This is a genomic window from Agrobacterium pusense (assembly GCF_013285525.1).
GTDB lineage: Bacteria > Pseudomonadota > Alphaproteobacteria > Rhizobiales > Rhizobiaceae > Agrobacterium > Agrobacterium pusense.
Map to the genome: position 1 here is coordinate 1,245,866 of NZ_CP053857.1, position 20,466 is coordinate 1,266,331.

At 59.4% G+C, this 20,466-nt stretch carries 15 protein-coding genes; 2 read left to right on the top strand and 13 right to left on the bottom strand.

Going from position 1 to position 20,466, the window contains the following annotated elements:
• Window positions 1–40 precede the first annotated feature (40 nt).
• Window positions 41–1,270 (top strand): TIGR03862 family flavoprotein, encoded by a 1,230-nt coding sequence (locus tag HQN82_RS19355; protein ID WP_173615636.1) that lies wholly within the window; start codon window positions 41–43, stop codon window positions 1,268–1,270.
• Here HQN82_RS19355 and HQN82_RS19360 read toward each other — a convergent pair.
• The 3 genes from HQN82_RS19360 to HQN82_RS19370 all read right to left on the bottom strand — a co-directional run bounded on the left by HQN82_RS19360 (window position 1,262) and on the right by HQN82_RS19370 (window position 4,413).
• Entirely contained in the window at window positions 1,262–2,323 is a 1,062-nt protein-coding gene (locus tag HQN82_RS19360; protein WP_107340586.1) for a quaternary amine ABC transporter ATP-binding protein, read from the bottom strand. The genes HQN82_RS19355 and HQN82_RS19360 overlap by 9 nt on opposite strands.
• On the bottom strand, window positions 2,316–3,203 hold the full coding sequence (locus HQN82_RS19365) for an ABC transporter permease (RefSeq protein WP_006698119.1): 888 nt from the start codon (window positions 3,201–3,203) through the stop codon (window positions 2,316–2,318). Before HQN82_RS19365 ends, HQN82_RS19360 begins: the two co-directional genes overlap by 8 nt.
• A gap of 211 nt (window positions 3,204–3,414) precedes the next feature.
• On the bottom strand, window positions 3,415–4,413 hold the full coding sequence (locus tag HQN82_RS19370) for an ABC transporter substrate-binding protein (protein WP_173615637.1): 999 nt from the start codon (window positions 4,411–4,413) through the stop codon (window positions 3,415–3,417).
• A gap of 364 nt (window positions 4,414–4,777) precedes the next feature.
• On the opposite strand from HQN82_RS19370, the gene HQN82_RS19375 reads away from it, so the two are divergent.
• Window positions 4,778–7,741, top strand: coding sequence for a PAS domain-containing protein (locus HQN82_RS19375; protein ID WP_107340585.1), 2,964 nt, complete (start codon window positions 4,778–4,780; stop codon window positions 7,739–7,741).
• Window positions 7,742–7,759: 18 nt separating this feature from the next.
• Here the strand turns inward: HQN82_RS19375 and HQN82_RS19380 are convergent, their stop codons facing one another.
• The 10 genes from HQN82_RS19380 to HQN82_RS19425 all read right to left on the bottom strand — a co-directional run bounded on the left by HQN82_RS19380 (window position 7,760) and on the right by HQN82_RS19425 (window position 20,373).
• Complete coding sequence (locus HQN82_RS19380; protein ID WP_173615638.1) at window positions 7,760–8,704, bottom strand: 2-hydroxyacid dehydrogenase; 945 nt, start codon at window positions 8,702–8,704, stop codon at window positions 7,760–7,762.
• A 245-nt stretch (window positions 8,705–8,949) separates the two neighbouring features.
• On the bottom strand, window positions 8,950–11,298 hold the full coding sequence (locus tag HQN82_RS19385; protein WP_173615639.1) for a polysaccharide biosynthesis tyrosine autokinase: 2,349 nt from the start codon (window positions 11,296–11,298) through the stop codon (window positions 8,950–8,952).
• Window positions 11,299–11,406: 108 nt separating this feature from the next.
• Complete coding sequence (locus HQN82_RS19390; protein WP_173615640.1) at window positions 11,407–12,312, bottom strand: UTP--glucose-1-phosphate uridylyltransferase; 906 nt, start codon at window positions 12,310–12,312, stop codon at window positions 11,407–11,409.
• 67 nt (window positions 12,313–12,379) lie between these two features.
• Window positions 12,380–13,375 carry a glycosyltransferase family 2 protein gene (locus tag HQN82_RS19395; protein WP_173615641.1) on the bottom strand — a complete coding sequence of 332 codons (996 nt, stop codon included), beginning with the start codon at window positions 13,373–13,375 and terminating at the stop codon, window positions 12,380–12,382.
• Window positions 13,375–14,319 carry a glycosyltransferase family 2 protein gene (locus tag HQN82_RS19400; RefSeq protein ID WP_006698114.1) on the bottom strand — a complete coding sequence of 315 codons (945 nt, stop codon included), beginning with the start codon at window positions 14,317–14,319 and terminating at the stop codon, window positions 13,375–13,377. Before HQN82_RS19400 ends, HQN82_RS19395 begins: the two co-directional genes overlap by 1 nt.
• Window positions 14,316–15,314, bottom strand: coding sequence for a glycosyltransferase family 2 protein (locus tag HQN82_RS19405; RefSeq protein ID WP_004437687.1), 999 nt, complete (start codon window positions 15,312–15,314; stop codon window positions 14,316–14,318). The genes HQN82_RS19400 and HQN82_RS19405 overlap by 4 nt, the downstream gene beginning before the upstream one ends.
• 17 nt (window positions 15,315–15,331) lie before the next feature.
• The gene (locus HQN82_RS19410; RefSeq protein ID WP_173615642.1) at window positions 15,332–16,513 is read right to left on the bottom strand and encodes a glycosyltransferase family protein; all 1,182 of its coding nucleotides are present in this window, start codon (window positions 16,511–16,513) and stop codon (window positions 15,332–15,334) included.
• A 65-nt stretch (window positions 16,514–16,578) separates the two neighbouring features.
• Window positions 16,579–17,370 carry an endo-1,3-1,4-beta-glycanase ExoK gene (gene exoK / locus HQN82_RS19415; protein WP_173615643.1) on the bottom strand — a complete coding sequence of 264 codons (792 nt, stop codon included), beginning with the start codon at window positions 17,368–17,370 and terminating at the stop codon, window positions 16,579–16,581.
• Window positions 17,371–17,374: 4 nt separating this feature from the next.
• Entirely contained in the window at window positions 17,375–18,523 is a 1,149-nt protein-coding gene (locus HQN82_RS19420) for an acyltransferase family protein (RefSeq protein WP_272955773.1), read from the bottom strand.
• A gap of 371 nt (window positions 18,524–18,894) precedes the next feature.
• On the bottom strand, window positions 18,895–20,373 hold the full coding sequence (locus tag HQN82_RS19425) for a lipopolysaccharide biosynthesis protein (RefSeq protein ID WP_136883288.1): 1,479 nt from the start codon (window positions 20,371–20,373) through the stop codon (window positions 18,895–18,897).
• Window positions 20,374–20,466: the final 93 nt, after the last annotated feature.

Here is a 20,466-nt window from a genome sequence, read left to right on the forward strand (position 1 = left end):
TGCGGAAATCGCTATAAGGCTTTCAACGGTGAAGATGGCAATGGAGAGGGTTTTGGGCGAGGCGAGGCAGGTCGCAATTGTCGGCGGCGGACCAGCGGGGCTGATGGCGGCGGAGATGCTTTCCGCTACAGGCCATGCTGTGACGGTATTCGAGGCGATGCCGACCGTGGCGCGCAAATTGCTGATGGCCGGAAAATCCGGCCTCAACATCACCCATGCCGAAGACTACGACAGCTTCCGCCACCGGTTCGGCGATGCGGAACCGAGGCTGCGCGCCGCTCTCGATGATTTCACGCCCGATATACTGCGCGACTGGGCGCAGGGGCTGGGGCAGGAAACTTTCGTCGGCACTTCGGGCCGGGTGTTTCCCACCGTCATGAAGGCTTCGCCGTTGCTCCGGGCATGGCTCGCCCGGCTGGAGGCGCAGGGGGTGACCATCAGAACGCGGCATCGCTGGACGGGTTTTTCCGGCGAGCACCTGGTTTTCGCGACACCGGAGGGCGAGATCATCATCAAGGCCGATGCCGTTCTTCTGGCGCTCGGTGGCGCAAGCTGGCCGCGTCTCGGTTCCGACGCCGTATGGGTTCCGGCGCTGGCGGAGAGAGGCGTGGTGCTTTCCCCGTTCCACCCCGCCAATTGCGGTTTCGACGTTGACTGGAGCGATGTCTTCCGCTCGCGTTTTGCGGGGGAAGCGGTGAAATCCACCATCACCATTTCGCCGGCCGGGGCCTTTCAGGGCGAATTCGTGATCACGAAGCATGGTATTGAGGGCAGCGTGATCTACGCCCATTCCGCCGCGCTGCGCGACCGGCTGGAAGAGGTGGGCAAAGTGTCGCTCGCAATCGATCTTGCGCCGGGACGTACGGTGGAACGCCTCAGCGGCGATCTGGCGAAACTCGGACGGAAAGAGAGCTTTGCAAACCGCATGCGCAAGGCGGCCGGCTTATCGGCCGTGAAGGTCGGGCTTCTGCGGGAAATATTTCCCGACATCGCCGCCATGCCGGATGAATTCGTCGCCGCGAGAATAAAACATGCGGAGATTCCGCTTTTGCGGACGAGGCCGATTGCCGAGGCAATTTCGTCCGCCGGCGGTATCGCGTGGAACGGCCTTGATGAAAACTACATGCTGGAAAAGCTCCCCGGCATATTTGCTGCCGGGGAAATGCTGGATTGGGAAGCGCCCACCGGCGGTTATCTCCTGACCGCCTGTTTCGCCACCGGCAAGGCGGCCGCAAAGGGCATGGCCGCGTGGCTCGAAGGCTCAGCCTGACAAACGTTCAGCCATGCCTGCTTCCTCACCATGTGCGGTTCGGACGAGGCAGCGCATGATGGCGTCGGTGGTGATGGCGCCAAGCGCCTTGCCGTTTTCCCCGACGACAGTGGCGCTACTGACATTTTCCCGGACCAACGCGCGCAAGCCCTCTTCAACCGTCATATCCGCATCGAGCTGAAGGCGGGACTGGCCGGCAAATTCTGGCTGCACCACGGCCCCGACGCGAATGACGCGGCCGCGATTGACCTCCTCCACGAAGGCCTCAATATAACTATCCGCCGGCGACATGACGATTTCGGCCGCCGTTCCCTGCTGGATGATTTCGCCGTCGCGCAGAATGGCGATCTTGTCACCCAGCCGCAGCGCTTCGTCGAGATCGTGGGTGATGAAGACCACGGTCTTCTTCAGCTCCTTTTGAAGTTCCAGCAGCACCGTCTGCATGTCGACGCGGATGAGTGGATCGAGAGCCGAATAGGCCTCGTCCATCAAAAGGATTTCGGCATTGTTGGTGAGCGCCCGGGCGAGACCCACACGTTGCTGCATACCGCCGGAGAGCTGGTTGGGGTAATGGTTGGAGAAGCCCTCAAGGCCGACCCGCCTGATCCAGACCTCTGCCCTTTCTTCGCGCTCGCGCTTGTCGACGCCCTGCACCTCAAGGCCGTAGACGACATTTTGCAGCACGTTGCGGTGGGGCAGGAGACCGAATTTCTGGAACACCATCGCCGTCTTGTGGCGGCGGAATTCCAGAAGATCCGCTTCGTTGAGGCTGCACACGTCTGTGCCACCATAGAGGATTTCGCCGGCGGTCGGGTCGATCAGCCGGTTGACATGGCGGATCAGCGTGGATTTGCCGGAGCCGGAAAGGCCCATGATAACGGTGATCTGCCCGCCCGGCATGGTGATGTTGATGTCACGCAGGCCGAGCACATGGCCGTGCTTGGCGTTGAGTTCCGATTTGGACATGCCGGCTTTGACGGCTTCGACATGATCCCCCGCTTTGGAGCCGAAAATCTTGTAAAGACTGCGAATTTCGATCGATTGACTAGCCATGCGCCACTTCCCGGTGTTTTTGCAGGCGAAGGCCATAGGCCTGGCTGATGCGGTCGAAGATGATGGCGATACCGACGATGGCAAGCCCGTTGAACACGCCGAGCGTGAAATACTGGTTGGCGATGGCCTTCAGCACCGGCTGGCCAAGACCCTGTACGCCGATCATGGAGGCGATGACGACCATGGCAAGCGCCATCATGATGGTCTGGTTGATGCCGGCCATGATGGTGGGCAGCGCGAGCGGCAGCTGAACTTTAAAAAGTTTCTGGCGTTTGGAGGAGCCGAAGGCATCGGCCGCCTCCAGAACGTCACGGTCGACCATGCGGATGCCGAGATTGGTGAGCCGGATCATCGGCGGAATGGCATAGATGACGACGGCGATGACACCTGGCACACGGCCGATGCCGAGCAGCATGACAACCGGAATAAGATAGACGAAGCTCGGCATCGTCTGCATCACGTCGAGAACGGGGTTGATCACGTTTTGCAGGCGGTTGGAGCGCGCCATGGCAATGCCGATGGGCAGGCCGACGATGATGGACAGCACGGCGCAGACGAAGATCATCGAAACCGTCTTCATCGTGTCTTCCCACATGCCGAACCAGCCGATGGCGAAGAGAATGCCGCAACAGAGCGAAACAATGGTGGCGCTGCGGCTGCCGAACCAGGCAAGAGCGCCGACAATAAGAATAACGACCGGCCAGGGCGCGCCAATCAAAAGCCTTTCCGCCCAGATGAGGAAGCTCTGGAGTGGGGTGAACAACCCCTCGATTGCGCCGCCATAGGTTCGGGTAAAAGCCCGGAACCCCTCGTCGATGACTTTTTTCAGCGCGCGCAGAGCATCGTCATTCATGGTCGGAAATTTGAAAAGCCATTCCATATCCTGTTCTCCATGACGAACCGGAGGCGGGGATCGATGTCCTCCGCACTCCGGAGTAAAATCGCCAGAGCGCCGCGCGGCCAACTGGACGCATGGGCGGAACGCTCTGTTGAACCGGCGCATCGTTATCAGCCAAAGCCGGGTAGCCGATGCGGTTCGGCGTCGCCGCGGGAGACGCCGGTTGCCGGGCAGATATGTCAGGACGCGCCTTTTAAAGGGCGGCCTTGACCTTTTCTGCAACCTCGGGCGAGACCCAGCCCTTCCACAGGGCTTCGTTTTCCTTCAGGAACTGCTTGGCGCCGTCTTCGCCGGTGGCCTGATTATCCGTCATCCAGGCGATCAGCTTGTTGACGGTGGCGTTGGTCCAGGCGCGCTTGTTGAGATAATCCATTGCCGGACCGGCACGATCGGCAAAGGATTTGCTGACCAGCGTCTGTACGTCATCGATCGGCCAGGCGTTCGGCTTCGGATCGGCGCAATCGGCAACGGATGTGCAGCGTTTCCATTCGGCCGCGTCGTACTCCGTGCCGAATCCAAGTTTCACCATTTCGTATTTGCCGAGCAGGGAGGTGGGCGCCCAGTAATAGCCCACCCAGGGCTGCTTGGCTTCATAGGCCTTGGCGATGGAGCCGTCGAGACCTGCGGCAGAGCCGGTGTCCACGAGGGTGAAGCCGGCCTTCTCGCCGCCAAACGCCTTGAACAGCTGCGCGGTGACGACGGTGCCGCCCCAGCCCTGCGGGCCGTTGAACACAGCGCCCTTGGACTTGTCTTCAGGCGACGGGAAGAGCTCGGGATGCTTGAAAAGATCAGGAATTGTTTTGAGATCGGGGTTGGCTTTAGCGACGTATTTCGGAATCCACCAGCCCTGAACAGCGCCATCGGAAAGGATTTTTGCGGCCGCGACCACTTTGCCGCCTTCCAGACCCTGCTTGACGATTTCCGGCTGCAGGCTGACCCAGGCCTCAGGTGCGATATCCGGCTGGCCTTTTTCGGCCATGGAGGTCAGTGTCGGCACCGTATCGCCGGTAACGATTTCGGCGGAGCAGCCATAGCCTTTTTCGAGAATGAATTTGTCCAGGTTGGCGGCAACTTCGGCGGATTGCCAGTTCATGCTGGCGATTGTTACGTTTCCACAGTCGGCGGCATAGGCTGCGCTGCCTGAAAAGGCGAAGCCGGCGGAAAGAATTGTGGCACCCAAAAGTATTTTCATTTTTGTTCCCTCTGGTCGCGGTGTGGCGAAGACCCGGGCGCTGACGGCACCGCGACCGCCAGCACCCTTATTGAGGCTTAATAAATCCTTTGTCGCCATCCCGTTTGCGGCAATTTCTGGCGTATTGAGGATGCCATTCGCCGGACGAAGGCGCGATCGCAGGGCCATATTAGCGAAAATTTCGGAATTAAGCTGTTGAAACATATAGTTTTTTAGCGGCGCATCGATGATTTTTCACAAGCGAGGGAACTTTTTCATTTTTTTGAAAAGTCTGGGAACAATCAGGCGAAGTTTCTGTTCTCTTGGACTTTTATCCCGTTCTGTATTACGGGAGATTTCTTCTCGATTTTTGTGGTGATTTTGAATGACCAATCTTCGTGCTGCCCCGGTATGGCCCATCGGCGGCGGTGAAACGGGTGAGCTTGTGCGCCGCTTCGACTGGTCGAAGACATCGCTTGGTTCGATTTGCGACTGGCCGCAAAATCTGAGGCAAAAAGCCAATTCCGTCGTCAATTCACCTATTCCGCAGGTGCTGATGTGGGGCCACGATCATGTGATGATCTACAATGACGGTTATGCGGAGATCGCCGGTAATTACCATCCGCAGGCGCTGGGCGGCACGGTGCCCGGGATCTGGCCGGAAATCTGGGACTGGAACAGCCGCATTCTCGAAGCCGGTTTTCGCGGTGAAGTCTTGGCCTATCGCGACCAGCCAATGACGCTGATGCGACATGGCATACCGGAAGAGGTGATCTTCGACCTGTTTTACACGCCGATCTATAATGAAGGTGGCACGGTTGATGGCGTATTGTGCACCGTGCTCGAAAACACCGACAAGGTGAAAGCCGTTGAGGCTATGGAGCAGAGCCGCAAGGAATTGAGCCGGCTCACCAACGCCCTGCCTATTCTGGTCGGATATGTCGATCGCGATTACATCTATAAATTTGCCAATGACGGTTATCTCGAATGGTTCGGCCGAAGTGGTGAAGACGTCATCGGCCGCAGCGTTCCCGAGATTGTCGGCGAGGCATTTTTCGAGGCGCGCAAGGCCTATCTCGACCGGGCGCTCGCCGGTGAGAAGATCGTTTCGGATACCGTCATCAGCAGACCGGACGGCACCAAGCGCGCCGCTGAAATCCGGTATGTTCCGCGCTACATTGCCGATGGCTCCGTCGACGGCATCTATGTCCTGATCATCGATATCGAAGAGCGGAAGCGCTCGGAGCAGGAAATCCTCATCAGCAACAACCGTTTCCGCGCGGCGGTGGAGGCCGTGCACGGTGTGCTGTGGACCAACAGTGCCGAAGGCAGGATGCTGGGTGAGCAGCCGGCATGGGCGGCGTTGACGGGCCAGACGCCCGAAGAATATCAGGGCTTTGGCTGGGCGGACGCCGTTCATCCGGAAGACAGGCAGGGTTCGGTCGATAGCTGGAACAAGGCGGTCGCGGAAAAGTCGACCTATATCTGGGAACATCGCGTGCGCAGACATGACGGTGTCTATCGCACTTTCGCGATCCGCGGCGTGCCGATTTTCGACAAGGCAGGCGCTATTGCCGAATGGGTCGGCGTTCACACCGACATCACCGAGCAGCGGTGTGCCGAAGACACCCTCAAGGAACATGCGAGCAATCTTGAGCGTGAAATTCGCCATCGCATCCGGGCGGAAGAGCAGCTCCGGCAACTGAATGAGGGGCTGGAAGCCCGGGTCGAAGCTGAAATGGCGGAGCGCCGTCAGACCGAAAAGGCCCTTCAGCAGGCGCAGAAAATGGAATCCATCGGTCAGCTGACCGGTGGTGTGGCGCATGATTTCAACAATCTACTGCAGGTGATCGCCGGCAATCTGCAATTGCTGTCGAAAGATGTGATCGGCAATGAACGTGCGGAGCGCCGCCTGGAGAATGCGCTCGCGGGCGTTCAACGTGGCGCGAAGCTTGCGAGCCAGCTTCTGGCCTTCGGCCGCCGTCAGGCGCTGGAGCCGCGGGTCATCAATATCGCCCGTTTCGTAACAGGCATGGATGACCTGCTTCGCCGCTCGCTTGGTGAGGCGATCGAGGTGGAGGTCATCACGTCAGGTGGCCTCTGGAACACCTATGCCGACCCCAACCAGGTGGAAAACGCGCTTCTCAATCTCGCGATCAACGCGCGCGATGCCATGGAAGGGCACGGAAAGCTCACCATCGAGGTAGCCAATGCGGTTCTCGACCGCGATTACGCCCGCAAACATTCCGAGGTCACAGCCGGGCAATATGTGATGCTCGCGGTCACCGATACGGGTTCGGGCATGTCGCCGGAGATACTCGAAAAGGTCTTTGAACCGTTCTTCTCGACCAAGCCCGAGGGCAAGGGCACGGGCCTTGGCCTTTCCATGGTCTATGGTTTCGCCAAACAGTCCAGCGGGCATGTGAACATCTATAGCGAGGTGGGGCAGGGCACCACGGTGAAAATGTATCTGCCGCGTTCCGCAGCCGATGAGGACAGGGAGGTCGTGGTGCATAACGGCCCTGTCGAAGGTGGGACGGAGACGATCCTTGTGGTTGAGGACGATGAAGAAGTGCGCGGTACGGTCGTCGAAACTCTGAGCGATCTCGGTTACAGGGTGCTGACCGCACGCGACGCACAGGCGGGTTTGACGGTGGTGGAAAGCGGCATTCCGATCGATGTCATCTTCACCGACGTCGTGATGCCAGGCCCCTTGAAAAGCCGGGAAATGGCACGTCGCGCGCAGGAGCGGTTGCCCAATCTCGCCGTTCTTTTCACCTCGGGTTACACCGAAAACTCCATCGTGCATGGCGGCAAGCTGGATGCAGGTGTGGAACTGCTATCCAAACCCTATACGCGTGAAGCGCTGGCGCGGCGCATCCGCCACGTCATAGCCAACCGCAAGCAGGTTTCGCTGTCGAGGGCGCGGCCTGGTTCTTCAAAAATCCCCGAATCCGCCATGGCGGTCGACAACCGGGAGCGGTCAATCCAGGTTCTTCTGGTCGAGGATGACGAGCTGATCCGGATGAATTCCATGGAGATGCTTTCGGAGAGCGGCTTTGCCGTTGTTGAGGCTGGCAACGCGGCGCAGGCGCTGAAGGTTATCGAATCGGAGCAGATCGACGTTCTCGTTACAGATATCGGCCTGCCGGACATGAAGGGCGGTGAACTGGCGGTGGAGGCCCTGCGCCGCAGGCCGGGTCTTGCCATCGTCTTTGCGACCGGCGACAGCCATCTGCCGGAGGGGGCGCCGGAAAGCGCAGTTCTGCTCACCAAGCCATACGATGAACAGCAGATCATTGCAGCCGTTGAAAAGGCCCATACGGCCAGGCCGGTGGCGGCCGAATAAGGCCGCCTTGGCGCCGGTTCAGTAACCGCGGTCCATGTCGACGGTTTCCGGCAGCTTGCCTGTTTCCCGCCATGTGCGGACGTTGCCGGCCACGATCCGCGCCGAACTCTCCCGGCTTGTCGGCGCGGAAATATGCGGCAGGACCGTAACTTTGGGATGCTGCCAAAATGGCGAAGCCGCAGGGAGTGGCTCCTGTTCGAAGACATCGAGTACCGCATGCGAGAGCTTGCCGGAATCGAGCGCCGCGATCAACGCATCGGCGACGATGACGGCGCCGCGGGCGAAATTGATGACTGCCGCGCCCTGTTTCATTGCGGCGAGACGGCGGGCATCGAGAAGACCGCGCGTCGCATCGGTAAGCGGCACAAGGCAGATGAGAATGTCGCTTTTTTCCAGCAATGCCTGCAGCCCTGCATCGCCGGTCGACGTTTCCACGCCTTCGATTGTTTTGGCCGAACGGCTCCATCCTGCGACGTTGAAGCCGGCATGGATAAGGCGCTCCGCCGCGGCCGCGCCGAGTGATCCGAGCCCCAGGAGACCGATGGTCATCTCGCCGGGGTGGCGGTAATCCAGTTCCTGCCAGAGCGCCTTTCGCTGATTTTCGCGATAGGCGGGCATGTCACGCTGCAGATAATAGGTCCATGCCAGCACCGCTTCGGCCATGACGCGGGAAAGTTCCGGGTCCTTCAGCCGAACGATGGGGGGAGCCTTGTTGCCCAGTTCCAGCACCAGCCGCTCCACGCCCGCCCACAGGCTGTGGATCCATGAGAGGCCCGGAAGAGCGGCGATATCGGCCGGATCGGGATTGGCGACAATGGCAAATTCCACTGCCCGCCGCTGCTCGTCCGTCAATTCGGAAAAGGAGAGGATCTCCTCCTCCGGCATGGCGGCGCGCAACGCCTGTTTCCAAACGGCCTCCGTCTCTGCATTCATCCGTGAAACAAAGGCGATTGGTGAAGACATGGTATTGGTCCTGCTTGCGATTTTTGCATGACGCCATCAATGCGCAATTTCGGCGGGTAATGCCATGGGTGGAATGGGGGAATTTGTGATTCTTCCGTCATGCCGGACTAGATCCGGTATCCAGCCGCCGCGCGTCTGCGCGGCGCCAAGACTTCTTTCAGCCCAAGGGCTTGGGCTGGCTGGACCCCGGCTCGGCGGCAGGGGTGACGGAGTGTGGATGCGACCGGCCTGTTAAATCTCAACCATTACGCATCTTCTTTTACCGGCGGCTTCGCATCGCCGTAATAGGCCGAGAACGACTCGTGGTAATGCTCCGAACCGCCAGGTCCGGCATAACGCTGCAGTTCCGTCATGTCGGTCTTGTTGAGCACGATGCCGAGCGTCTTGTTGGCGATCTGCGGTTCGTTGGCCATCAGGTTCTGCACCATCTGGATCGGTGTCTTGCCCCATTCGGTGACGAAGACGAAGCCGTCCACCTGCGGCGCAAAGGCCTTGGCGTCGATGACGGGCACAACGGGTGCAAGGTCGACGATGATGTAGTCGCAGGCCTCGCGAGCCGAGTCGATAAACTTGCGCATGCCGGAAGAGGAGAGCAATTCGCTTGAATGGGCGAACTGGTTGCTGGTCGAAACCGGCAGAATGCCCATCTTGGTGCGCGTGTCCACTTTCACCGCCTGCGTCCATGGCACCTCGTCAAGCACGACCTCCACCAGACCGGCGGATTGGCGCGTGGTTAGCATGCGGCTGAGACCCGGGTTGCGGATGTCGGCATCCACCACGAGCGTGCGCTTGCCGGTGGAGGCGATCAGGCCGGCGAGGTTGAGGGCAACGACCGATTTGCCCTCATTCGGCAGGCAGGAAATGACGCCGATGACCCGGCATTGGCGCTCCTGAATGACGACATCCGCCGTCAGTTTCACGTTGCGCAGCGTTTCCGCGAAACTGGAGCGCGGACTGTCAACGGCGAGGCGCAGCATTTTCTGGAACGAGACCTGGCCGCTGTCCTCAAGCGTTGCATTCTCGCCGCCGGGGGTTGCGGCGCTGTTTCCGGTCTTGGCGTTTTCCACACCCCTTTCGCCGATGAAGGGAAGGTAGCCGAGAAAGCGCATGCGCAGGTTATCGCGCACATCGTTGCCGGTGTGGAAGAAGCGGTCGCGGAATTCGAGAAGTGCCGCAATGCCCCCACCCAGCATCAGGCCCAGTACGACCGAAAGCGCCATTGTCATGGTCTTTTTCGGGCTGGAAGGCGATGTGGGAAGACCAGCCTCGGAGATGATGCGGGCTTTGGCGATCGGCAGCGACTGCTTCTGCGAAGCCTCTTCGAAGCGTCCGAGATAGGACTGGTAGAGGGTGCGCAGGGCCGTCGCCCGCTGCTCGAGCTCGCGCAGCTGCACCATGGTGATGTTGGCTTCCGAATTACGGCCAGCCACCTTGTCGATACTGTCGCGCAACGACTGTACGCGCGAATTGGCGACGTCGTATTCGTTCTTGAAGCTGCCGGTCAGCTGCTGCAGTTCCTGGAAGATCTGCTGCGCCACTTCTTTCTTCTCGGCGTCCAGCGCGGTTGCCTGCGGATGGTCTGCTCCGAACTGCTGCACAATGCCCCGCTGCCGGTCGGAAATGGTGATGTAGCGCTTGCGCAGATCCTGAATAACGGAATTGTCGGTATCACGGGCCGAGACGACGGCGTTGTCCACGGCCGTTTCCGGGCCGCGGTCGATGATGGATTTATACTGATTGTAACGGGCGGAGGCCGTCGCGGCATCCGCCTGTGCCGCAATCAGCTGGCCATTGAGATCGGCAAGCTGGCCTTCCGACATCAGTTCGCCGCGCGAGGACACGATATTGTTGTCGGACCTGAATTTCTGCACCGCAAGCTCTGCCGCCTGGGCGCGCTGGTTAAGGTCGGTCAGGCGTTCCTGCAACCAGACAGAGGCCCGCTCGCTGGCGTCGAAATTGGCGTTCAGCTGCTCGGTGAGATAGGCCTGCGCGTAGGTCTTGGCGATGTGTGCGGCCAGCTGGCGGTCAGTCGAACGGGTGGAGATGGCGATGACGGAACTGCGACCGACCCGCTCCACAGTCAGCGACTGCTGCAGCACGGCGGCGGCCTTTTCGCGGCGTCCGGCGCGGATTGCGGCTTCGGAGACCGGCGGATCGCCCGGCAGGACGAGATCGAGGATACCGCGCACGGAGGATTTGACGAGCTCGACCGGCGACATCGGCGGATTGACGATGGTGTCGTTCTCGTCAAGCTTGGCCTTGTCCACCACGGTCAGCGCCATTTCCTTGGATTTCAGGATTTCCACGGCGCTGGCAATGCGGTTGTCGACAATCTGGGCTGCGGGCACAGGCGATTCCTCTTCCGCATAACGGGAGAGGCTTTCATCGAGCAGCACCTGCGTCATGGCCGTATAAACAGGGGTCGCAAGCACCAGGTAAAGTCCGGCCAAAACTACGGCGGCAATGACGGAGGCGGCAATGACGTTGGCACGGCGCACCACGGCGGCCCACAGGCGGTCGAGGTCGATGAACGTGTCGGAATCCTTGCCGGACTCCGGAAAACCGATATTGGATTTAAAGGTCTTGTGGTGCATGGACCTACCTTGTGAATTAAAAATGGTACGCGGGAAGCCGAGCAACTCTCGCCTTCCCGCCTCCCGTTATTGGTGCGCCAGCCGCCTCCCCCGGCGGCGCGATGAAAGTCAGGCCGCCTGCACGCGGCTTTCGTGGTTCGCCACCAGTTCCTTCACCGAAGCGACAACCTGCGCTTCCATGTCGGCGCGCAGCAGCGAGAAGGCGACGTTGGCGGCAATGAAGCCCTGCTTGCTGCCGCAATCAAAGGTGCGGCCCGAATATTTCTGCGCGTGGAACGGCTGCTTTTCCGCAAGACGCTTCATGCCGTCGGTCAGCTGGATTTCGTTGCCCGCGCCGCGCTCCTGCTTGGCGAGAATATCGAAGATTTCCGGCTGCAGAATATAACGGCCATTCAGGTAATAATTCGAAGGCGCCCTGGATGGTTCCGGCTTTTCGACCATTTCGGTCACGGCGAAGCCGTGATTGACCTTCTGGCCGACGCCGACGACGCCGTAGGACGAAACTTCTTCCGGCAGGCATTCCTCGACACCGAGAATATTGCCGCCAACCTCATCGTAAAGCTCCATCAGACCGGCAATGCAGCCGCGCGCGCCATAGGAGACCATGTCAGGCAGCAGCAGAGCAAAAGGCTCCTTGCCGACCAGTTCACGCGCACACCAGACGGCATGGCCGAGGCCAAGCGGCACCTGCTGGCGGGTATAGCTGACGGTGCCGGCAACCGGCAGCATCTTTTCCAGCTGCAGCACCTGCACGGTCTTGCCGGAGCGGGTCAGCGTGTTGATGAGTTCAGGTGCGTTGTCGAAATAGTCTTCGATGGCGGTCTTGTTGCGGCTCGTGACGAAAATAATGTGCTCAATGCCGGCCTGCATGGCTTCATCCACGGCATATTGAACGACCGGCCGGTCAACGATCGTCAGCATTTCCTTTGGCATCGCCTTGGTGGCGGGCAAAAACCGCGTGCCGTTGCCGGCTACCGGAATGACGGCTTTTCTGACAGTTCTCTTCAGGTCCATCGCGTTCTCCTTCATCAAGGTTTGATCTGTCCCCAGTCCCCGCGCAGACATGGTCCGCGCGCAAATTTCACGAAATCTGCCTTTTCACCCCTGTATTCGCTGCGGGCGCAAACATGGCGTCCCGCAGCCTCCTCAGCCGCACTGCAATCGGCATTCTCAGGTGCCCCAGCACGGCAGGATCTCGGATTGTGGTCTTCAAGGCGCCGAGTACCGAGCGGCGCTTGATGTTCTCCACCAATGTCAAAAAATTATGCGCCAGCCGCAGGCTGCGGGCTCTCGCCTGCTGCGCATCCATGGCGGCCGGCAGCAAGGTGTAGTGGCTCAGGAATTCTTCGTCCGCTCGCATCATCGCTTCGACGTGATGAAGTTCGAGGACGCGGGAAATCGAACCTTCGCGGATATTGTAGATGTAACCCGGCTGCGGTTCGATGACGCAGAGGCCGCCAGCGGCAAGCGCCGAGGCGAGAAGAATATAGTCTTCGCCGATGCGGATATCCTCCCGGAAGCGCAGTGCTTCGTTATTAAGGAAATCGCGCCGGAACATCGGTTTCATGTAGCCGAAGTTAAAGGTGGAGCGGAACAGGATGTTGGAGGAAATGAAGTCCTCCAGCGTGAGAACAGGCCGTTCCTCCAGAAACTCTTCGGGAAACATCGTCTCCATCGGCCGGCCATCGGTGTAGACGACATCGAGATTATCGACAGCGATGTCAGCGTTGGCGGCTTCTGCCCGGCACATCATGCAGGCGGAGCGCTCCGGGCGGATGACATCGTCGGAGTCGAGCACGGCGATCCAGCGCCCCGTCGCGGCCTCGATGCCGGCGTTGCGGGCGCCGCCCGGACCGCGGTTTCCTTCGAGCGCAAGCAGCCGCACGCGCGGATCGATTGCGGCGATCGCTTCAACGAAGGGAATGGTATCGTCTGCGGAGCGGTCGTCAACAACGATCACTTCCAGCGTCACCCCCTGCTGATCGAGCGCACTTTGGATGGCGGCCTCAATCGTATCGGCGGCATTATAGGCGGCGATAACGAAGCTGATGTCTGGCGGAGAGGTGAGGTTTTCCATCAGGTCGCCTCCACGGCACCATATTGGCGGATTTCGCGCACACCGAAGGCGCCGCTCATCGAACCCATATGCAGCGCGCCTCGCAACGCATAACGGTTGCGGCGTACGGCATTGAAACCGCTCAAGGCGGCAAAAAGAGCGCAATAAAGCACTTTCGAACCAGCTTTCACCACCTGGACGACGCGGCGCGCACCGGGTTTCTTTTCAGCCAGCACCCGTCCATGGGTCTGGCCGGAACGGAACCGGCGCTTGGCAAGCCATAGAAAGCTTGCCCGATTTTCCGGAACCGGCTCCGACAAGACAGCGTCTTCCGCAAAGACGATACGGCCGCCGGCGGCGTGGAGATGCGAGAAGAAATGTGTGTCTTCGCCGCCGCTCTGGCCAAGCGCCAGCGCGAAGCGCCGGCCCTTTACCGATGGCGCTTCCATCCTGAGCAGCGTGTTGCAGGTATAACCGGTGATGATCTCGCCATTGACCCAGACCGGAACGGTCGAGTGGAAATCTCCGCGTTTCATCCAGCCCGGCGCGTTGTCCCGGTAAACCGCAGTGACGGGGCCGAGAACGGTTTCTGCACCGGTCTCGTCGGCCTTTTCCAGAAGCGCGGCCAGCCAGTGTGGCGGCGCCGTTTCGTCGTCATCGATAAAGGCGAGATAATCCGCCTTGCATTCCGACAGGCAGGCATTGCGGGCAATCGAAATATTAGATTTCGGGCAATGCACATAGGTGATCTCGAAGGGGGCGGTTTCGCGCAGGCGATCGACGCTTGCCTTTGCGCTGGGCTCCTCGTCATTATCGGCGACAATCAGCCTAACTTTCACGCCTTCAGGCACATCCAGCTCGAAGAGTGACAGAAGTGTGGCGACAAGCGCCGGGCGTCTGTAGGTGCAGATGCCGATATCGACGGTCTTGAGATATTGCGTGCCGGTGACGGTGTTGTCGGTCATGAGACAGCCTTTCTTCCCCGGAATTTCAGGAGTTCCAGCCAGAAGCCGGTGGACCAGGCCAGATGCATCACCATTGCCGAAAAAGCGGCGAGCGGGCCGTATGGATTTTTCTGACCTATTGCCATCCACAAGCCATAACCCACACATGCGGCAATCCAGAGGCCGAGCGGAATAAGGGCTGCCCAATGCACCAGCGACAGCAGCGCGAAGATGAAGACCGGCAGCACGGCGAGCGGAATCATCTGGCGGATTTTCGGGATTGAGCGATGTTTCAACAGGTTCTTCGCCCGGCCGCGGCCATAGGCGAGATATTGCTTGAAGAGCGGCATGACGCTGGCGCGCGGATAATAGGTCATGCGGGTCTTGTCGGTCATCCAGATGCGGAACCCGGATTTGCGCAGCCGGAAATCCAGCTCCGCATCCTCATTGTGGCTGAAGCTCTCATCATAACCGCCGACCGCATCGAAAGCGGCAATCCGCATCAGCGCGTGGTGGCCGTGATCGATCCAGTGGCCTTTTGCGCCTTCGCGGTGCTTGGAACCGCCATTGCCGAGCTTGGAATTCTGGGCAATGGCAGTCGCCTTCTGGAACAGGCCGTGGCCGACTGTATCCATGGCGACGACGACGGAGTCCGCACCCGTCCGTTCCGCATCCTCGATCAGCCGCTGGCAATAATCATCGGGATAATCGCCATGGGCGTCGATGCGGATGAGATAATCGAAATCCTCGCCGAAGGTGGCGACGGCAAGGTTGATGCCGGCGCTCTGGATACGCTTCGGATTAGCGAGAAGCGTGACGCGTTCGTCCTTTGCCGCAAAGGCGGCAACGATATCGCGCGTTCCATCCGTGCTGCCGCCATCGGCGACGACGATGCGGAACAGGCGCCCCTGCATTGCGCCGGTGAATTTGACAAGCAACCCCTCGATCGTCTTCGCCTCATTGAGGCAGGGTATGACGATCAGCGTTCTGATGCCGGAATGACCTGGACCTTCCATGATTTGCCCCCTACGCACTACACGGGTGAAAACTGCGCTTCACGGGCGTGGCCGGAAGCGGATTTGGCGAGTGAGGACAATTGCTGCACCAGCAGACGGCAATCGTCGCGGTCGGTCAGCCATTGTTTCCTGTCTGTTGCCGACAGGGTGTGGAAGCCATCCGCATAGGTTTGCGGGGTCATCCGGTTGAAGAGGGCGGCAAGATCGTCAGCACCCGCCTTTTGCAGGACGAAGCCGATGTTGCGTTTTTCTATGAAGCGAGCCGTTTCCGTGCCGGAAAGCGCAATCGGCAGGGCGCCATAAAGGCAGCCTTCATAAAGCCGGTTGGGCAGCAGCCAGCTGGAATTCTGGCCTTCCTCGAAAAAGTCGATCGCCCAGGTAAATTGCACCTCGTTATAGATGGCGGCAAGGTCCTCGGGGTTTTTGTAAGGTCCGTTGAAATGCACATGCGGGGCTGCTGCCACGAAGCCATCGAAATCGGCAAACTCCGAATAGGCCGGCCGGCCACGCAGGATGATTTCGACCCTGCCTTCCATGCGGCGAGCGAACTCAGCGAGAATTTCAAGCGATTTGCCGCAGCGAAGCGCGCCGAACCACCCGATTTTCCATGGCTCGCCGGGCGCGGGCGCACGTGGTCTTGGCGTGGCGGCAACGGTGTCGTCGAGCGCCAGCACCTTGTTTTCCTGCAACAGGACAGGAAGGTCGAGGCCCGACACGGGCTTGAAATAATGCTCCACGAATGCCGGGGAACTTGTCACCAGAAGCTTTGCGTCGCGTGCGAAATAACGCTGAGCGGCATTCAGCATCTGTCCGGGCTTGCCCTTGTTGAGCAGCAGACGGTGAATATCGAGACATTCGTAAACCAGCGCCGGCTGGCCGCCATAGATCGACATGGCGCGCTTTGCCAGAGCCAGCATTTCGAGATTCCTGGCGAGAACGACGTCGGGTGCCGGAATTCCGTTCAAGACTTTGCCGAGCGAAAGGCTGGCTTTTGCCACCGCCGCCATGCGCTGCAGAAATTGCCCGTCGGCGGTTTCCCCGAGCACGACGGGTACGACGCCTTCGATCTCCGCCAGCCGGTTCTGTCCGCGCCGGAAACCGGCCAGCGTGACCCGCGCCCCGCCCGCAAGCAGCGTCAGCACCCGCCGACGAATGGCGGGGTCTGACAGATCATGCGCGAGGTAGAGAATATGGATCATGCAGGGTTCCGGTCGGTTCGCGGGTCAAAGACGCCGCAGCACAGGATTTGGTTCAAAAAAATCGGTCAATTTAGAGCGCAGGCGATGCTTTCCGGGAACTGGCATTGATCGCCGAGCGCGGTGAAGGCGAAGCGGTCAACGACCATTTCCGACGGCCCGGCATAAGCAAACTTGCCCATCCAATCCTTCAGCGTATCGGTGCCCCAAAGGCTGAAGAAGATTTTCTGAGCGTTCTGCGGGATTTTCGTTGCGTCCGTGACTTCGTGGACCAGCTTGCCGTTGACATAATAACGCAGGCGCTGCGGCTCCCAGACGAAGGCGTAATCGTTGAAACCGGCATCGGCTCCGCCTTCCACCGGCACCAGCTTCTCATTGCCGCCCTTGGCGGAGATATATTGGTTGAGCTGCACCTGACCGGTATTTTTGCCCAGAACCTCGAAGTCGATTTCGTCGTGCGGTTTTTTGTCGGTCGGGCCGATATAGGTGAAGAAGGCGGAGTTCAGGCCGGGGCCGGTGGCGGCCTTCATGCGCGCTTCATAGGTGCCGTAACGATAACGGCCCTTGGTCTGGATTTCACCGCAGGCGAAGTTGCGGTCGCCGGCCTTGGCTTCCTCGAAGCCCAGCGTCAGCTGGCCGTTCTCCACCGTTGCCAGCTTCTTCGACCAGGTGCAGTTCTGGTGCGCGCCATTGTTCCAGCCGTCTGAAACGTACCAGAAGCTTCTGTCCATCTGGTCGAAATTCTCCATGAAGGACGCGCCATTGCCCTCTTGGGCGTTGACGGGGGCCGTGAATGCCGTTGCAGCGAGGGCGGCGGCAAGAAGAATGCGTATCTGAACGCGGGTGACAAATGTTGTCATTGGTTCACCTCTGTCGTTGCGAATAAAGTGTTTCGGATGTGGGTGGACCTATCGTGGAAGCCCGTTTGGCCGCGAATTCGGCCTTTGCCTTGCCTTTGCCGCTGCGGCTTCCGGTCAATACGGCATAGACGGCCGGCAGGTATTTGCGGGTCTGGGCATTGCTGATCACCAAAATGACGAAGGCGCAAAGCGTCGCGCTGATGTAGAAAGCGGGATAGAAATCCGGCCCGCCCTTGTTCCAGACCATCCACATGATGACCAGCAGCGGATAATGGGCGCAGAATATCCAGAAGCTGAGACTGCCGGTCTCGGCAAGCCTCTGACCGAGCCGGCTGCGGATCAATATCGATGAAGACACCCAGAAGCCGAGCGCGCCGAAGACCGCGAGCAGATTGCGCGACATATTCAGCCAGAATGTGAATTCAGGCCCGGTAAAATAGAGACCTGTGGCGAGAATGGCCGACGCGGCAAATGTCAACAACATGATCGGCAGGGCATAAGGATCAAGTGCCTTGACGTCGACCCGGTGCAGCGCAAGCGCGATGCCGAGCGAAAAGCTGAAGAGGATGGATTTTTTCTGGACAATGAAGATCTTCAGGTCCGGCATGGCCGTGATGATCAGCAGGATTACGAGCGTCGGCAGCGCAAAGCGTCGCATCAGAAATGCGAGCACCGGCGACAGCAGAATGCAGACAAAAAGGTCGCGCAGGAAATAAAGCGGCACATTCACCGGCAGCTCTTCCAGCGCCGTACCATGGCTGAGTATTTCGCGCGGGCTGGCATTCCATAGGTCAGGAAAATATCCGACGCCAACCTCGAACAGCTGGATCAGAAGCACGGCGGCAAACAGTGCGCCATTCCACAAGAGGAATGGCAGCAGCACGGTTTTCGTCTTGGAGCGGATCGTCGCCGGATAATCGAAAGCGCTCATGCCGCGGCGAAACAGCAGATAACCGGAAATGGCGCTGAGACAGGGCACGCCGATGCGGAACAGTGCGTCGCCCAGAAAAACCCGCAGCCAGTCAAAAAAGCCGTAAAGGCCAAGAAAGGGGCTGGTTTCGGCATTGTGCGGCACATGCACGAACACGATTCCTGAAATCAGCAATATGCGCATCAAGTTGATACGGGAGGATAGGTTCTGATCGACAGTCACATCAGTCACCCCTATTGGGCGGCGTCTCCCCACGCCGCGTTGCAACCAGAGCGAACTTAAGCCCGCACTGGGAAGTCTGGTTTCGACTTTGGGATAAAATGTGGCGACGCGGGAAAAACACAAGATTAGATTTTGCGGGTGAATGTCTGGCGTCAGCGCAGTTTCTATCACGAGAAAAAATTAACTAGTTGAAATAAATGAATTTTATCTAAATTCACGCCTCATTAAAAATCTCTGAAGCGTGCGAATTTGTCATTTGCCGTGATGTTGCGCTGCAAAAAGAGCGCCGAACCCACCTTGCCACGGCGAGAAAAATCACCGTGGCAAGGCCCCTTAACGGCAGAAATGAGGCGCATTTTTCTGTGATATTTCTAACCTTGGGTTGCGGTATTCGGCATACGCCGTGATTTGACCATGCCCAGGATTTTCCCCAGCAGGGCACGTTCAGTCAGCAGAATCAGTATTGCATAGATGGCGCCGCCCACGGCAGCACCGATAAGAACCTGAAGGGTGGCATTGGGAATGCGATCGGCGAGAAGGTGAAGCAGATAGCGCACCGCAACGGCCATCACGAAAGCGGCGATCATCGGCCGACTGCTGACATAAAGGCCCCGGAAGAAAGGCGTGTCGCTGGCCTTGAACACGGCCCAGGAGTAAGCGACCAGTGTGACCGCGTTGACGATGCAAAGCCAGACCATGGCGTCTATCAGCGTGCCATAAAGTGCGGCGAGCCACACTGCCACCGTGGTGACGATGGCGCGGATCGTCGCCGACCAGAACAATACGCGGCCGTAACCAGCACCCTTCAGATACGGGATGAAGGTGCTGCACGGTGTGAGAATGGCCTTGGACAGGGCGAGCAGCCCGAGGACAGGCCAGGCATAGGCCCAGTTCTGGCCGAAGATGACAAGCATGGCCGGCTCGGCCACGGCCCAGAGACCGAACATCATGGGCGCGAGCAGTACGGTCAGCACCTGCGTGCTGAACATCAACGCATCACGACGGCGCTGCGGGTCGTCCATCATGCGGCTGAAGGCGGGAAACAGAACCCCCATGACGGCGGATAAAACCACCTGGTTGGGAATGCTGGCGAAACGGTTGGAGGCGGAATAGGCGCCGGCATCCGCCAGACCCAGGTGACGGGCAATGACCACCATCGGAGATTGGAAGGTGACAAAATTGGCGATTTCCGAGCCCATCAGCCCCGAACTGAAGCCGAGAAGCGGCACCAGCCGGCGTGGCTTCATGACAAAACGCGGGCAATAGCGGGAAACCGCATAAAGCCCGACGAGACGGATGAGAGCTGCGGCAAAAAGCTGGATGATAAGTGCCCAGACGCCGAACCCCATGAAGGCGAGCGCGACCGCGACAATCGCTGCGATGCTCTCCGAGGCCATGCTCCAGAGCGCATCCTTGCTGAAGTTCATCCGTCGCGCCAGCAGCGAATAGGCGACATCGCCAGCAAGCTGCAATGGAATGAGGAAGGCCATGATGCGCAGCAGGTATGCGCTTTCCACCGCCCCCAGCAGTCCGCCGAAAAATTCCGCCCAGATGTAGAGGACGGCTGCCATGGAGCAGGAGATCGCCAGATTAGCCCAGAAGACGGTATGGATCGTTTCCATATCCTCTTCCTTCTCAACGATGAGAGCGGAGGTGAGCCCCGCGCCAGCAATCATGGTCAGGAACTGTACAACCGTTAGTCCTACCGCTACCACCCCGAATTCCTCCGGGGAAAGCAGCCTTGCAAGAATAGGGACCGTGACAAATTTAAGCCCGAATGTCCCTGTTTTTGATAAAACGCTCCAGCCGACATTCGTGGTGATGGTCTTTACATTTGGCGCTGGGGGCATACAAGCATCCTGTTTCTGGAGGCCGGCGGGAGGAAGCCGGTTGGGAGTTGCCGATACCATCGGGGCCGCTTTTAGGATCGGGCCCGACACTTC

What these genes read in the sequence shown, in the direction of transcription:
- HQN82_RS19375 (WP_107340585.1), top strand. Translation starts at nt 4,778, where the DNA reads ATGACCAATCTTCGTGCTGCCCCGGTATGGCCCATCGGCGGCGGTGAA.
- HQN82_RS19390 (WP_173615640.1), bottom strand. Translation starts at nt 12,312, where the DNA reads ATGGACCTGAAGAGAACTGTCAGAAAAGCCGTCATTCCGGTAGCCGGC.
- HQN82_RS19380 (WP_173615638.1), bottom strand. Translation starts at nt 8,704, where the DNA reads ATGTCTTCACCAATCGCCTTTGTTTCACGGATGAATGCAGAGACGGAG.
- exoK (WP_173615643.1), bottom strand. Translation starts at nt 17,370, where the DNA reads ATGACAACATTTGTCACCCGCGTTCAGATACGCATTCTTCTTGCCGCC.
- HQN82_RS19395 (WP_173615641.1), bottom strand. Translation starts at nt 13,375, where the DNA reads ATGGAAAACCTCACCTCTCCGCCAGACATCAGCTTCGTTATCGCCGCC.
- HQN82_RS19360 (WP_107340586.1), bottom strand. Translation starts at nt 2,323, where the DNA reads ATGGCTAGTCAATCGATCGAAATTCGCAGTCTTTACAAGATTTTCGGC.
- HQN82_RS19365 (WP_006698119.1), bottom strand. Translation starts at nt 3,203, where the DNA reads ATGGAATGGCTTTTCAAATTTCCGACCATGAATGACGATGCTCTGCGC.
- HQN82_RS19370 (WP_173615637.1), bottom strand. Translation starts at nt 4,413, where the DNA reads ATGAAAATACTTTTGGGTGCCACAATTCTTTCCGCCGGCTTCGCCTTT.
- HQN82_RS19400 (WP_006698114.1), bottom strand. Translation starts at nt 14,319, where the DNA reads ATGACCGACAACACCGTCACCGGCACGCAATATCTCAAGACCGTCGAT.
- HQN82_RS19425 (WP_136883288.1), bottom strand. Translation starts at nt 20,373, where the DNA reads ATGCCCCCAGCGCCAAATGTAAAGACCATCACCACGAATGTCGGCTGG.
- HQN82_RS19405 (WP_004437687.1), bottom strand. Translation starts at nt 15,314, where the DNA reads ATGGAAGGTCCAGGTCATTCCGGCATCAGAACGCTGATCGTCATACCC.
- HQN82_RS19355 (WP_173615636.1), top strand. Translation starts at nt 41, where the DNA reads ATGGAGAGGGTTTTGGGCGAGGCGAGGCAGGTCGCAATTGTCGGCGGC.
- HQN82_RS19385 (WP_173615639.1), bottom strand. Translation starts at nt 11,298, where the DNA reads ATGCACCACAAGACCTTTAAATCCAATATCGGTTTTCCGGAGTCCGGC.
- HQN82_RS19410 (WP_173615642.1), bottom strand. Translation starts at nt 16,513, where the DNA reads ATGATCCATATTCTCTACCTCGCGCATGATCTGTCAGACCCCGCCATT.